The sequence below is a fragment of the Erwinia sp. AC075 genome (assembly GCF_979253995.1).
The window spans coordinates 5,091,596-5,105,313 of the sequence record NZ_CEEDEU010000001.1; the positions used below are offsets into that span (position 1 = coordinate 5,091,596).

Genomic DNA, 13,718 nt, shown 5'->3' on the forward strand with positions numbered 1-13,718 from the left:
GACATTACCTCGGATGAGCGAGCAGTTAACGGATCAGGTTCTCGTTGAGCGAGTACAGAAAGGGGATCAGAAGTCATTTAACTTACTGGTGGTTCGCTACCAGCACAAAGTGGCGAGTCTGGTTTCCCGTTACGTCCCCTCCGGAGATGTGCCTGACGTAGTGCAGGAATCCTTTATAAAAGCCTATCGTGCGCTGGAATCTTTCCGTGGCGACAGTGCGTTTTATACCTGGCTCTACAGAATCGCCGTCAATACGGCCAAAAATTACCTGGTTGCTCAGGGGCGTCGTCCACCGGCGAGTGATGTGGATGCAATAGACGCCGAAAACTTCGAAAGTGCAGGAGCACTGAAAGAAATTTCGAACCCTGAGAACTTAATGTTGTCTGAAGAATTGAAGCAGATAGTTTTTCGCACCATTGAGACGCTGCCTGAAGATCTCCGTATGGCGATCACCCTCAGGGAGTTGGATGGTTTGAGCTACGAAGAGATAGCCGCCATTATGGATTGTCCGGTCGGTACGGTACGTTCCCGTATTTTCCGTGCGCGAGAAGCTATTGATAATAAAATTCAACCGCTTATCCAACGCTAGTCATAGCGTACACAGGAAGGGTACTGAGGCATGCAGAAAGAACAACTTTCCGCTTTGATGGATGGTGAGGCTTTAGATAATGAAGTTTTATCCGCATTGTCTAAAGACGCTACGCTGCAGAAAAATTGGGAAAGCTATCACCTGATCCGCGACACTATGCGTGGCGATGTGGGTCAGGTTATGCATTTCGATATTGCCGCACGCGTTGCCGCCGCCATTGAACTTGAGCCGGTCAATAAAACCACGACGCTGATCCCTGAAGCGCAACCCAAACCAGAGCGCTATGAAAATATGACGTTCTGGCACAAGGTGCGTCCATGGGCTGCCCAAATCACTCAGATTGGGGTTGCTGCGTGTGTGTCATTGGCCGTGATTGTTGGTGTTCAGCATTACAACCAGCCGCAGGATGGCCAGCCACAATCCGATTCGCCGGTGTTTAACACGCTGCCGATGATGGGGCAGGCGTCACCTGTTAGCCTTGGTGTACCTTCTTCTGAAAGTGCGACCAACAACACCAATGCCAGCCAGCAGGTGCAGGACTCGCGTCGTCGCGTGAATGCCATGCTGCAGGATTATGAATTGCAGCGTCGTTTGCATTCCGACCAGCTCCAGTTTGAGCAGGCACCCGATCAGCAAGCCGCTGTTCAGGTTCCCGGTAATCAGTCGTTAGGAATTCAGCAGCAGTAATGAAGCAACTTTGGTGTGCCGTCAGCCTAATGGCTGGCAGCCTGATGTACTCCAGTGTCGCCCCGGCGGAATCAACCACCTCCGGGGCGCTCTTGCAACAGATGGAGCAGGCCAGCCAGTCTCTCAGTTATGAATTCGCCTATATCAACGTTTCTCGGTTAGGGATTGAATCCTTACGCTATCGTCATGCAATGCTGGGCAACAAAGTCTACGCTCAGCTGCTGCAGATGGATGGCCCGCGCCGTGAGATTATTCAGCGTGGGAGCGAAATAAGCTATTTCGAACCTGGCCTGGAGCCCTTTACCCTGCCTGGCGACCATATTGTCGATTCACTTCCGTCCCTCGTGTATGCCGATTTCCGCAAGCTAGCCGACAACTATGATTTTGTTGCGGTTGGGCGTACCCGTATCGCCGATCAACTGTGCGAAGTGATCCGCATTGTGGCGCGTGATGGAACCCGTTACAGCTATATAGTCTGGCTGGACAGCGAAACCAAACTGCCTTTGCGGGTTGATTTGCTGGACCGCGATGGCGAAACGCTGGAGCAATACCGCGTGATTAGCTTTGCGGTAGACGATGGCGTGAAGAACGTGATGAAGGTGCTGGAAAAATCCACGCTTCCTCCCGCGTTGTCCGTGCCACCCAGCGAGAAAGTGGCATTAAAGTGGAAAGCCGACTGGTTACCTACCGGCATGAAAGAAGTGACACAGAGTCGCCGACAGATCCCCTCAATGAATAAACCGGTTGAGTCGCGTCTATACTCAGATGGCTTGTTCAGCTTCTCCATCAACGTCAGCGCAGCGGATAAAAACAGTTCTCCGCAGCTAATGCGCACTGGGCGTCGTACGGTGCAGACTGAAGTGCGTAATAATGCGGAAATAACTGTCGTTGGCGAACTGCCACCGTCAACCGCCAAGCGTATTGCAGATGCGGTCAATTTAGGATCAACACCATGATGAGAGAATGGGCCACTGTGGTCTCCTGGAACAACGGCATTGCTACGCTGCATTCAGAAATTAAAACCTCCTGCAGCAGCTGTTCTGCGCGCAAGGGGTGCGGCAGCCATATGCTGGATAAGCTTGGGCCGAAAAATGCGCACGTAATGAAAGTCGCCAGCGCCGAGCCGTTAGCTGCCGGTCAGCGGATTGAGCTGGGGATTGCCGAAAAAAGCCTGCTCAGTTCAGCGCTGCTGGTCTATATGACGCCGTTGGTCGGACTGTTTATCGTCGCTGGCCTGTTTCAGGCATTGTTTCACTCCGATATTGCCGCAGTATCTGGCGCGTTGCTTGGTGGGGTTGGTGGCTTCATCCTGGCGAAAGGCATCTCCACGTATTTGGGGAAATCGGCCTCATTCCAGCCTGTTATCTTAAGCGTTGCTCTACCACCTGATGCACTGCGCGTAGAGACAGATCGCTAAGCTTGCCAACCTTTCGTGCTAACGGCGGGTTTCTCCTTTGTGCTTCTAATCTTGCCGATAAAGTGACGCCGATCTCACTTTTCTCACGCTCCCTCTGAAACATTACGAAATCCCCGGACACATATTGTTTTCAATTTGCTAACGTCGTAGCATGCTGGCTCTTTGATGATAATGATTATCATTACTTTTTGTGGGGTAAGTCATGCAACATCGTTTGGCCAGGTTCTGTGTCTTTGTTGGTTGTCTGTTATTTTCGGTCTCTTCACTGGCAGCGCCTTTTGTGGTGGAAGATGTCAGTGGTCGAAAAGTCGAAATAAAATCGCCGGTTAAAAGGATTATCCTCGGGGAAGGGCGGCAGATTTTTTTGCTGGCTGCTTTTGATACCGAAGCACCTTTCCAGCGTGTTGTCGGCTGGCGTGACGATCTGCCGAAGGCAGATTTCGACAGCTATCAGAATTACGAAAAGAAATACCCTCAGATCAAAAATCTGCCCACCTTTGGCGGGGCGAAAGACGGCACCTTCAACATTGAACAGGCGCTGACGCTGAAGCCCGATCTGGTGTTGATGAACCTCGAATCTAAAGCGGCAACCGATGAAGGCCAGCTGATTGATAAGCTGAGCAAACTGGGCATCCCGGTAGTCTTTATCGATTTCCGTGAGAAGCCGTTTGAAAATGCGGAGAAGAGCATTCACATCATGGGCCAGCTGGTCGGCAATCCGAAAAGAGCAGATGAAATCATCGCTTTCCGCCGTCAGCAGGTCGAGATCGTTACCGAACGTCTGAAAAACTATCAGGGTAAACGTCCTTCAGTGATGTTGGATCGCGCCGGTGGCTACACGGAAGAGTGCTGCATGTCCTTTGGCGATGAAAACTTTGGCCGGATGGTCGAGGTTGCCGGCGGCCGGAATATCGCCAAAGGCCTTATTCCAGGCACCTTTGGCATGCTCAACCCTGAGCAAATCATCAGCTCAAACCCGGATGTGGTGATTGTGACGGGTGCTAACTGGAAAAACTACAACACCGCCAACGGTTGGGTGGGTGTGGGGCCAGGAGCCGACCAAAAAGAAGCGATAAAGCGTCTGCAAGCGCTGATGGAACGTCCTGCCTTCAGAACCTTACCGGTCGCCAGCAATGGCAACGTTCATGCTATCTGGCATCAGTTCTATGACAGTCCCTATAACTTTGTGGCGATTCAGGCGATGGCCAAATGGCTGCACCCGGATTTGTTCAAAGATATCGATCCCGATGCCACCTTCCGTGAATTCCATCAACGCTTCCTGCCGCTGGCGTATCAGCCAGGTTATTGGGTGACCTTGCCGGCAAAGAATCCACCGGCAACGCCATAACCGCTTTTCATTATCTGAATAAAGGCCGCTATGCGGCCTTAATTGATCGTGACAGTCCAAAGCGCCTATTTTGGTTACGCTATTGCGCTTTACAGAGAGATTTTGTTTATAAAATGACACCTCCGGTTGCGAATTTGATGTCCGGCTATGTATGTGAATTCTTTCGTGCAAGGGGCTAACAGTGTAAGATGCGTGCTCATTGATGGCGGGTACATTGCATGAAGTGTTAATAGCTGTGTCCACCGCGAGAATTAAACCGAACGTTTAAGCGAAAATATTCATATAAATGAAGCATATAAGAAACTTTTCTGTCATCGCTCATATCGACCACGGCAAATCAACGCTCTCCGACCGTTTGATTCAAATTTGCGGTGGCCTGACCGAACGTGAAATGGCCGCACAGGTTCTGGATTCCATGGATCTGGAACGTGAACGCGGTATTACCATTAAGGCGCAAAGCGTAACCCTCGCGTACCATGCGCCGGACGGTGAAACTTACCAGCTCAATTTTATCGACACCCCAGGCCACGTAGACTTCTCTTATGAAGTCTCCCGCTCGCTGGCGGCCTGTGAAGGTGCATTGCTGGTGGTAGATGCCGGTCAGGGCGTTGAAGCTCAGACGCTGGCAAACTGCTACACCGCGATGGAAATGGATCTGGAAGTAGTACCGGTGCTGAATAAGATCGATCTGCCCGCGGCAGATCCGGATCGCGTTGCCCAGGAAATTGAAGACATCGTCGGCATTGATGCCACCGATGCGGTGCGCTGCTCGGCAAAAACCGGCGTTGGCGTACCTGACGTGCTCGAGCGTTTAGTGCGTGACATCCCACCGCCAGAAGGCGATCCGGATGGCCCACTGCAGGCGCTGATTATCGACTCATGGTTTGATAACTACCTTGGCGTTGTGTCGTTGATCCGTGTGAAAAACGGCACGCTGCGTAAAGGCGAAAAAGTCAAAGTCATGAGCACCGGCCAGACCTACAACGCTGACCGTCTGGGTATCTTCACGCCGAAGCGCGTGGATCGTGATGCCCTGAACTGCGGTGAAGTTGGCTGGTTGGTGTGCGCCATCAAAGACATTCTTGGCGCACCTGTCGGCGATACGCTGACGCTGGCGCGTAACCCGGCAGACAAAGCACTGCCAGGCTTTAAGAAAGTGAAGCCGCAGGTTTATGCCGGTCTGTTCCCGATCAGCTCTGACGACTATGAAGCCTTCCGTGATGCGCTGGGCAAACTGAGCCTGAACGATGCTTCGCTGTTTTATGAGCCAGAAAGCTCCACGGCGCTGGGCTTCGGCTTCCGCTGTGGCTTCCTGGGTCTGCTGCACATGGAGATCATTCAGGAACGTCTTGAGCGTGAATATGACCTTGAGCTGATCACCACCGCACCAACCGTGGTTTATGAAGTGATCACCACCTCAGGCGAAACCGTCTATGTTGACAGCCCGGGTAAACTGCCGCCGCTGAACAACATTGAAGAGCTGCGTGAGCCGATTGCCGAGTGTCATATGCTGTTGCCACAGGAATTCCTCGGCAACGTTATCACCCTCTGTATCGAGAAGCGCGGCATGCAGACCAACATGGTGTATCACGGAAACCAGGTTGCCCTGACGTATGAAATTCCGATGGCTGAAGTGGTTCTCGACTTCTTCGACCGTCTGAAGTCGACCTCGCGCGGTTACGCCTCGCTGGATTACAACTTCAAGCGCTTCCAGACGTCTGACATGGTTCGTGTTGATGTACTGATTAACTCTGAGCGTGTTGATGCGCTGGCGCTGATCACTCACCGTGATAACGCCCCTTACCGTGGTCGCGATCTGGTTGAGAAGATGCGTGAGCTGATCCCTCGCCAGCAGTTTGATATTGCGATTCAGGCAGCGATTGGTACCCATATCATTGCCCGTTCTACCGTTAAGCAGCTGCGTAAAAACGTCCTGGCGAAATGCTACGGCGGTGACGTCAGCCGTAAGAAAAAGCTGTTGCAGAAGCAGAAAGACGGTAAGAAACGTATGAAGCAGGTTGGTAACGTTGAGCTGCCACAGGAAGCGTTCCTTGCCATACTCCATGTTGGTAAAGAAAGTAAATAAGCCCTAAGGCTACGAGGGAACTGGAATGGCTAATATGTTCGCCCTGATTTTGGCGATTGCGACCTTGATCACCGGGATAATCTGGTGCATTGATAAATTCAAGTGGGCACCCGCCCGCAAGGCCAGGTTGGCCGAAGCTACCGCAGCTGCTGGTAGCACAGGGGAGCAGGATAAAGCCACTAAACAGCCAGGTTGGGTAGAAACGGCAGCGTCCGTCTTCCCGGTGCTGTTGCTGGTGTTTGTGGTGCGTTCGTTTATTTACGAGCCTTTCCAGATCCCGTCCGGTTCCATGATGCCAACGCTGCTGATCGGCGATTTCATCCTGGTTGAGAAGTTCGCTTACGGAATTAAAGATCCGATCACCCAGACCACGCTGATCCCAACCGGGCATCCTAAGCGTGGGGATATCGCGGTCTTTAAATATCCGAAAGATCCGAGCATGGATTACATCAAGCGTGTAGTAGGCTTACCGGGTGACCACGTGGTTTATGACCCGCAGAGCAAAACCGTCACCATCAATCCCGCTTGTGCCCAGCAGAGCTGTGATAAAGCGGTGCCGGTGACCTATTCCGATGTACAGCCAAGTGATTTTATCCAGACCTTCAGCGGCTTTGACGGTAACGAAGTTGGCAACGGCTTCTACGAGAAACCGCAGGGCGAATCAATGCAAGGTGGCCTTCGTCTGGCGACCCGCAATGAAACGCTGGGTGAAGTAACGCACCGTATTCTGCTGGTCACTCAGGCACAAAGTCAGGCCAGCTCCTACTATCAGCAGCCTGGTCAGCCTCAGTCAAGCTGGGTCGTGCCGCAGGGCATGTACTTTATGATGGGCGACAACCGTGATAACAGCGCAGACAGCCGTTATTGGGGCTTCGTACCGGAGAAGAATTTGGTAGGCAAAGCGACAGCCATCTGGATGAGCTTTGACAAGCAGGAAGGGCAATGGCCAACCGGCGTTCGCCTGAGCCGCATTGGCGGTATTCACTGAGTTTGTCGGTAGACATGTTCAGTTAAACGGGTGGTTGCCCAGTGGGGCAGCCACTGCACACGAAACAGTTTCGTGTTGGCCTGGCCAGCCCTGTTCCGTGTGCAGAATTATTGACGCATTCAGATATTGGTAACACATGAACCCCATTGTAATAACCAGGCTCCAGCGGAAGTTGGGCTACACTTTTACTCATCAGGAACTGTTGCAGCAGGCGCTTACTCACCGCAGTGCCAGCAGCAAACATAACGAAAGACTGGAATTTCTGGGCGACTCGATCCTCAGCTACGTAATTGCCAATGCGCTTTATCAACGTTTTCCCCGTGTGGATGAAGGTGATATGAGCCGCATGCGCGCCACGCTGGTGCGCGGTAACACGCTGGCAGAAATGGCCCGCGAATTTGACCTGGGCGAATGCCTGCGTCTTGGGCCAGGCGAGCTGAAAAGCGGCGGATACCGTCGTGAATCAATCCTTGCCGATACCGTCGAAGCGCTGATTGGTGGCGTCTTCCTGGACAGCGATATTCAGAACGTTGAAAAGCTGATCCTCGAATGGTATGCCAGCCGACTTGAGCAAATCAGCCCAGGCGATAAACAGAAAGATCCAAAAACGCGTCTGCAGGAATATCTGCAGGGTCGTCATCTGCCGCTGCCCTCCTATCTGGTGGTGCAGGTGCGTGGCGAAGCGCATGACCAGGAATTTACTATTCACTGCCAGGTGAGCGGCATGGCAGAACCGGTTGTAGGAACCGGCTCCAGCCGTCGCAAAGCCGAGCAGGCAGCCGCCGAACAGGCGCTGATTAAGCTAGGACTTGAATGAACGAAGAAACTACCCATTGCGGCTTTATTGCTATCGTAGGCCGTCCAAACGTCGGGAAATCCACCTTACTGAACCAGTTACTGGGGCAGAAGATCTCGATCACCTCGCGCAAGCCACAGACCACGCGCCACCGTATTATGGGCATCCATACTGAAGGGCCTTACCAGGCCATCTATGTGGATACCCCCGGCCTGCATATGGAAGAGAAGCGGGCGATCAACCGTCTGATGAACCGTGCAGCCAGCAGCTCCATCGGCGATGTTGAGCTGGTGATTTTTGTGGTTGAAGGCACCCGCTGGACAGCGGATGACGAGATGGTGGTCAACAAGCTGAGAGACAACCGCGTACCGGTTCTTCTGGCGATCAACAAAGTTGATAACATCACTGATAAGAGCATTCTGCTGCCCCATATGCAGTTCCTCAGCCAGCAGATGGACTTTATGGACGTGGTGCCAATCTCTGCCGAAAGCGGCAAGAATGTTGATACCATCGCCAGTATCGTGCGTAAGCGTCTGCCGGAAGCGGTTCACCACTTCCCGGAAGATTACGTTACCGACCGCTCGCAGCGCTTTATGGCATCAGAAATCATCCGTGAAAAACTGATGCGTTTCCTCGGTGCTGAGCTGCCGTATTCGGTGACCGTTGAGATTGAGCAGTTTGTGACTAACGCCCGCGGCGGTTATGACATCAATGGCCTGATTCTGGTTGAGCGTGAAGGCCAGAAGAAGATGGTTATAGGTAACAAAGGCACCAAGATCAAAACCATTGGTATCGAAGCGCGTAAAGACATGGAAGAGATGTTCGAGCAAAAAGTGCATCTTGAACTGTGGGTGAAAGTGAAATCTGGCTGGGCGGATGACGAGCGTGCTCTTCGTAGCCTGGGCTACACCGACGACCTTTGATCCCTATGGAAGGCTGGCAGCGCGCATTCGTCCTGCATGGACGTCCCTATAGCGAAACCAGCCTTCTGCTCGACCTGTTTTCTGAGAATTACGGCCGTATTCGGGTGCTGGCCAAAGGCGCCCGAGGCAAACGTTCCAGCCTGAAAGGGGCACTCCAACCTTTCACTCCCTTACTGGTCCGTTGGGGCGGGCGCGGCGAAGTTAAAACGCTTCGTGGCGCCGAGCCCATCTCCCTTGCTTTGCCTCTTTCTGGTCTGACGCTCTACTGCGGCCTGTACGTTAACGAGCTGCTGTCACGGGTACTGGAGCAGGAAACCGCGTTTACCGAACTCTTCTTCGATTATCTCTATTGTCTTCAGGCACTGGCTGCGGTCACTGGCTCACCCGAACCGGCACTCCGGCGCTTTGAGCTGGCCATGCTGGGTCACCTGGGCTATGGCGTTGACTTCATGCATTGCGCCGGCAGCGGGGAAGAAGTGGCCGATGGAATGACCTATACCTATCGCGCGGAGAAAGGCTTTATCGCCAGCCTGGTGATGGGCAATAACACCTTTACCGGTCGTCAGCTGCGCGCGCTGGAAGAGCGGTCATTCCCGGATATCGATACCTTACGGGCGGCGAAACGCTTTACCCGCATCGCGCTGAAGCCCTATCTCGGCGGAAAGCCACTCAAAAGCCAGGAGTTGTTCCGTCAGTTTGTGCCGAAAAAACGCGCAGACGTGCTGCCGGACGAAGAGTAAAGCCATCAGGCCGTTCCGGTCAGCGTGCTGAACGTTGTACACTGCTTTCACTCATTGCAAAAATTCCGAGGATTGTCATGGCTGAGTTGTTGTTAGGCGTCAATATCGATCACGTTGCAACCGTGCGTAATGCGCGTGGCACAAACTATCCCGATCCGGTGCAGGCAGCATTCATCTCCGAGCAGGCAGGTGCCGATGGCATCACCGTGCATCTGCGTGAGGATCGCCGCCACATTACCGATCGCGATGTGCGCATCCTGCGTCAGACCATCCAGACCCGCATGAATCTTGAAATGGCCGTCACCGACGAAATGGTGGATATCGCCTGCGAAATCAAACCGCATTTCTGCTGCCTGGTCCCGGAGAAGCGTGAAGAAGTGACCACCGAAGGCGGTCTGGACGTAGCCGGACAGCTGGAGAAAGTCACCTATGCGGTGACGCGTCTCGCTGAAGCCGGGATCCTGGTGTCGCTGTTTATCGATGCGGATCATCGCCAGATTGATGCCGCTATGGCATCCGGCGCGCCGTACATTGAAATTCATACCGGTGCGTATGCGGAAGCCGAAGAAGGGCGCGAGCGTCACGCAGAATTTATCCGCATCAAAGATGCTGCAGCCTATGCCGCAGGCAAAGGGCTGAAGGTCAATGCGGGTCACGGTCTGACCTATCACAACGTCCAGCCTATCGCCGCGCTGCCGCAGATGCATGAACTGAACATCGGCCACGCGATCATTGGCCGTGCGGTGATGAGTGGGCTGGCGGACGCGGTTAAAGAGATGAAAGCGCTGATGCGGGAAGCGCGTCGCTAATGGCTATTTTGGGCCTCGGCACCGATATCGTGGAGATCGCACGCATTGAAGGGGTGATTTCCCGTTCCGGCGACCGGCTGGCAAAACGCGTGCTGAGTGACAATGAGTGGGCGCAATACCAGGCTCATCAGCAGCCGGTGCGTTTTCTGGCCAAGCGGTTTGCGGTAAAAGAGGCGGCAGCAAAAGCCTTTGGCACCGGGATCCGTGGTGGCCTGGCGTTCAACCAGTTTGAAGTGTACAACGACGAATTGGGTAAGCCGGGACTGCGTTTCTTCCTGCAGGCGCAGGAAGTGGCGAAAAAGCTGGGTGTGGCGCATGTCCACGTCACGCTGGCTGACGAAAGGCATTACGCCTGCGCGACGGTCATTATCGAAAACTGATCAACAGCCCGGGTGGAGCACAGCTTGCCCGGCTGCTTCGTTTATCCCCCGTGATGCAGCACCACAAATTTCTCCCACAGCAGCTCATTGCTTTCACGATGCGCAGGATCGGTGATGATGGTATTCACGATTGGGCAAACTTGCTGGCAGGTTGGCGTGTCGTAATGACCCACGCACTCGGTACAGCGATCGGCATCAATCTGGTAGATGCTGTCACCCATCGAAATGGCCTGATTGGGGCATTCCGGCTCGCACATGTCACAGTTAATGCATTTTTTTGTGATAAGCAGCGCCATAAGTCTCTCAATCAGTAACAGGATAAAGTGCGCGGGTATTATACGCCGCTGATGTTATCAGACCAGCTTTTTCACCAGCGCTTCGCTATGGCGGATATGGCTGGAGGCTCTTTCGGGATCGCGCTGCACCAGCGCCATAAACAGCAGATCGGTCAGCGTCAGCTGGGCGGTGGTTGAAGAGATAGCGGCGCTGCGGGTGGTTTGTTCTTCCGCCACCGTATACAGGCAATGCGTCGCGCACTGTTGCAAGGTATTCGGCGTGAAGCCGGTAAAGGCCAGCACATTGGCGCCTGCCCGCTGCGCTTCCTGCGCGGCCAGGTTAATCTCACGCCGTTCGCCGGTATAAGAGATTGCTAACAGCAGATCGCCGGGATTCAACGCCTGCACGCTGGCCAGCAGCGCATGCATATCCTGTTCTGCCACCGCGTTAATACCGATTTTCATCAGCTTCCAGGAGAAGTCCTTCGCCACCAGGCCGGAAGCCCCAATGCCGACCAGCACAATGCGGTTGGCGCTGCGGATCAGCCGCAACGTCTCAAGCAGCATCTCTTCACTGTTGATATCAAGGGTGGCGCGGATCGCTGACTGCTTTTCCGTCAGCAACTTTTCGCCGACCAGTTTCAGCGGGTCATCGCTGAGAATCAGGTTGTGTACGGTGATGGCATCTTTATCTGCCAGCGATTCGCTGAGGGCCAGCTTCAGTGCGGGGAAACCTTTATATCCGAGCTTTTGAGCAAACTTCACGACGCTCGACTGGCTGACACCGGACTCCTCCGCCAGCTTCTGCGAACTGAGATGACGTGCACGATCCGGCTGCGACAGCAGAAAATCGGCCAGACGCCGTTCGTTCATGGCCAGGGACGGATACAGCTGGCGAATACGCAGCAGGGAACTCATCGGTCTACCTCTAAATAAAAATGCCAACAGCTTGAATTCTATGGACAGATAATAGCTTGCTGTACGATAAGCGGTAAGTTTATCGGCACATTTATCACAATCCATGATTAAAATTAGGTAATTTCTGTTTTGCAGTGAATATAATATTCAAAATTTACTCTATTTCTAAGAATTAAAAATTCATAAGTGAGGAAACATGGATCTTGGCGCACTGGTTTCAGAAACGCGTAACCCAGAGACGATGGATTTGGACAACCTGTCCACGCTTGAAATGGTCACAAAGTTCAATCAACAGGATGCCACCGTGGCCGAGGCGGTGCGGCTGACCTTACCGGACGTGGCCAAAGCGGTGGATGCTGCGGCGGCGTCGTTATCGGCGGGCGGCCGGCTGATTTATCTGGGTGCCGGCACCAGCGGGCGTCTGGGCGTGTTGGATGCGTCTGAATGCCCGCCAACTTTCGGCGTTCCGCACGGTCTGGTGGTCGGACTGATTGCCGGCGGCCCGGGTGCGTTGCTGAAAGCGGTTGAAGGTGCGGAAGACAATGCGCAGCTGGGCGTCAGCGATCTGCAGGCGCTGGATCTAAAGCCGCAAGATATGGTGGTCGGCATTGCCGCTTCCGGCCGCACACCGTATGTGATTGGCGCACTGCGTTACGCCCGCCAGCTGGGCTGCCATACCGCAGCGGTCTCCTGCAATCCCGCGTCACCAATCGCCCATGAAGCCGAAATTGCTATTTCCCCGGTGGTGGGCCCGGAAGCCCTGACCGGATCGACGCGTCTGAAATCGGGCACCGCGCAGAAGCTGGTGCTCAACATGATTTCAACCGGCGCGATGGTGCGAATTGGCAAGGTTTACCAGAACCTGATGGTGGACATGCAGGCGACGAACATCAAGCTGGTGGATCGCGCCTGCCGCATGGTGTGTCAGGCCACCGGCTGCTCAGCCGAAGAGGCGGAAACGGCCCTGAAGCAAACCCAGTACGAGGTAAAAACCGCTATTCTGATGGTGCTGAGCGGCCTCGCGGCTGACAAGGCGAAAAGTTTGTTAATCAGGCATAAAGGATTCCTGCGCGCAGCGCTTCAGGACAGGGGATAGGCGATGGATAAGGCGATGACGCTGGCTGGCCACCTGTTGCAGGGGATCGGCGGGGAGGAGAACATCACCCGGCTGGAAAACTGCATGACAAGAGTACGTATTGAAGTGAATGACGATGCGCGTCTGGATCTGACCCGACTACGTCAGCTCGACGGTGTGAAGGGATACGTCAAGCAGGGAAGCCAGCATCAGTTCATCGTCGGGCCGGGTGCCGCGGCCAGGGTGGTGGAGGCGATGCGCAGTCTGATGGCTTCCGCACCGTCTCAACCGCAGGCGATCGCTCGGACCAAAGCGCAGGTGAAGCAAAAGTACAAAGCACCGATGAGCGACGCATTGCGCCAGTTGGCCAACGTTTTTATCCCGCTTATTCCGGCTTTCATCGCCTCCGGCCTGATAACCGGCATCATCAACATTCTTAAGCGCCCGGATATCATCGGGGATTTTGCCACTCATTATCCCAATTTGTTAGGTCTGGCGGCGATTTTCGGCAGCACCATTTTCACCATCATGAACATTCTGGTAGGGGTCAATACCGCCAGGGTGTTTGGCGGTTCGATCGCCCTCGGCGGAGTGATGGCGGGGATCCTTTCCAGTCCGGCGCTGGCGCAAATCAGTTTGTTTGGTGAAAATCTGCAACCCGGCCGGGGTGGGGTCATTGCCGTGCTG

The 13,718-nt window shown here is 54.0% G+C and carries 16 protein-coding genes; 14 read left to right on the forward strand and 2 right to left on the reverse strand.

From position 1 onward, the window contains the following. The first annotated feature begins 13 nt into the window (after positions 1-13). The 12 genes from rpoE (at position 14) to acpS (ending at position 10,763) form a co-directional block, all read left to right on the forward strand. On the forward strand, positions 14-589 hold the full coding sequence (gene rpoE, locus AC0IXH_RS23640) for an RNA polymerase sigma factor RpoE (protein ID WP_013203435.1): 576 nt from the start codon (positions 14-16) through the stop codon (positions 587-589). A 30-nt stretch (positions 590-619) separates the two neighbouring features. After that, positions 620-1,276, forward strand: coding sequence for an anti-sigma-E factor RseA (gene rseA / locus AC0IXH_RS23645; RefSeq protein ID WP_471721100.1), 657 nt, complete (start codon positions 620-622; stop codon positions 1,274-1,276). Then, complete coding sequence (rseB, locus tag AC0IXH_RS23650) at positions 1,276-2,232, forward strand: sigma-E factor regulatory protein RseB (protein ID WP_013203433.1); 957 nt, start codon at positions 1,276-1,278, stop codon at positions 2,230-2,232. Before rseA ends, rseB begins: the two co-directional genes overlap by 1 nt. Beyond that, on the forward strand, positions 2,229-2,693 hold the full coding sequence (rseC, locus tag AC0IXH_RS23655) for a SoxR-reducing system protein RseC (RefSeq protein WP_471721101.1): 465 nt from the start codon (positions 2,229-2,231) through the stop codon (positions 2,691-2,693). The genes rseB and rseC overlap by 4 nt, the downstream gene beginning before the upstream one ends. Before the next feature lie 202 nt (positions 2,694-2,895). Beyond that, positions 2,896-4,041: an ABC transporter substrate-binding protein gene (locus AC0IXH_RS23660; RefSeq protein WP_053144581.1), complete on the forward strand. Its 1,146-nt coding sequence runs from the start codon at positions 2,896-2,898 to the stop codon at positions 4,039-4,041. Positions 4,042-4,327: 286 nt separating this feature from the next. Beyond that, positions 4,328-6,127, forward strand: a complete 1,800-nt coding sequence (lepA, locus tag AC0IXH_RS23665; protein WP_013203430.1) for a translation elongation factor 4 — start codon at positions 4,328-4,330, stop codon at positions 6,125-6,127. A 25-nt stretch (positions 6,128-6,152) separates the two neighbouring features. Further along, complete coding sequence (gene lepB, locus AC0IXH_RS23670; RefSeq protein WP_346566274.1) at positions 6,153-7,115, forward strand: signal peptidase I; 963 nt, start codon at positions 6,153-6,155, stop codon at positions 7,113-7,115. Positions 7,116-7,251: 136 nt separating this feature from the next. Beyond that, positions 7,252-7,932, forward strand: coding sequence for a ribonuclease III (gene rnc / locus AC0IXH_RS23675; RefSeq protein ID WP_013203428.1), 681 nt, complete (start codon positions 7,252-7,254; stop codon positions 7,930-7,932). Beyond that, positions 7,929-8,834, forward strand: a complete 906-nt coding sequence (gene era, locus AC0IXH_RS23680) for a GTPase Era (RefSeq protein WP_013203427.1) — start codon at positions 7,929-7,931, stop codon at positions 8,832-8,834. The genes rnc and era overlap by 4 nt, the downstream gene beginning before the upstream one ends. Positions 8,835-8,839: 5 nt before the next feature. Beyond that, positions 8,840-9,574 carry a DNA repair protein RecO gene (recO, locus tag AC0IXH_RS23685; protein ID WP_013203426.1) on the forward strand — a complete coding sequence of 245 codons (735 nt, stop codon included), beginning with the start codon at positions 8,840-8,842 and terminating at the stop codon, positions 9,572-9,574. A gap of 77 nt (positions 9,575-9,651) precedes the next feature. Next, positions 9,652-10,383 (forward strand): pyridoxine 5'-phosphate synthase, encoded by a 732-nt coding sequence (gene pdxJ, locus AC0IXH_RS23690; RefSeq protein ID WP_471721102.1) that lies wholly within the window; start codon positions 9,652-9,654, stop codon positions 10,381-10,383. After that, positions 10,383-10,763, forward strand: coding sequence for a holo-ACP synthase (acpS, locus tag AC0IXH_RS23695; RefSeq protein ID WP_013203424.1), 381 nt, complete (start codon positions 10,383-10,385; stop codon positions 10,761-10,763). Before pdxJ ends, acpS begins: the two co-directional genes overlap by 1 nt. Positions 10,764-10,804: 41 nt before the next feature. Here acpS and AC0IXH_RS23700 read toward each other — a convergent pair whose 3' ends face one another. Both AC0IXH_RS23700 and AC0IXH_RS23705 read right to left on the reverse strand, forming a co-directional pair. Further along, complete coding sequence (locus AC0IXH_RS23700) at positions 10,805-11,059, reverse strand: YfhL family 4Fe-4S dicluster ferredoxin (RefSeq protein ID WP_013203423.1); 255 nt, start codon at positions 11,057-11,059, stop codon at positions 10,805-10,807. A gap of 57 nt (positions 11,060-11,116) precedes the next feature. After that, the gene (locus AC0IXH_RS23705; RefSeq protein WP_013203422.1) at positions 11,117-11,956 is read right to left on the reverse strand and encodes a MurR/RpiR family transcriptional regulator; all 840 of its coding nucleotides are present in this window, start codon (positions 11,954-11,956) and stop codon (positions 11,117-11,119) included. A 196-nt stretch (positions 11,957-12,152) separates the two neighbouring features. Between AC0IXH_RS23705 and murQ the strand changes: the two genes are divergently transcribed. Continuing rightward, a complete protein-coding gene (gene murQ / locus AC0IXH_RS23710; protein ID WP_346566278.1) occupies positions 12,153-13,052 on the forward strand; it encodes an N-acetylmuramic acid 6-phosphate etherase in 900 nt (299 codons plus the stop codon). Between the two features lie 3 nt (positions 13,053-13,055). Beyond that, positions 13,056-13,718: PTS transporter subunit EIIB (locus AC0IXH_RS23715; protein WP_471721103.1), on the forward strand; the 663-nt coding region annotated here is incomplete at its 3' end.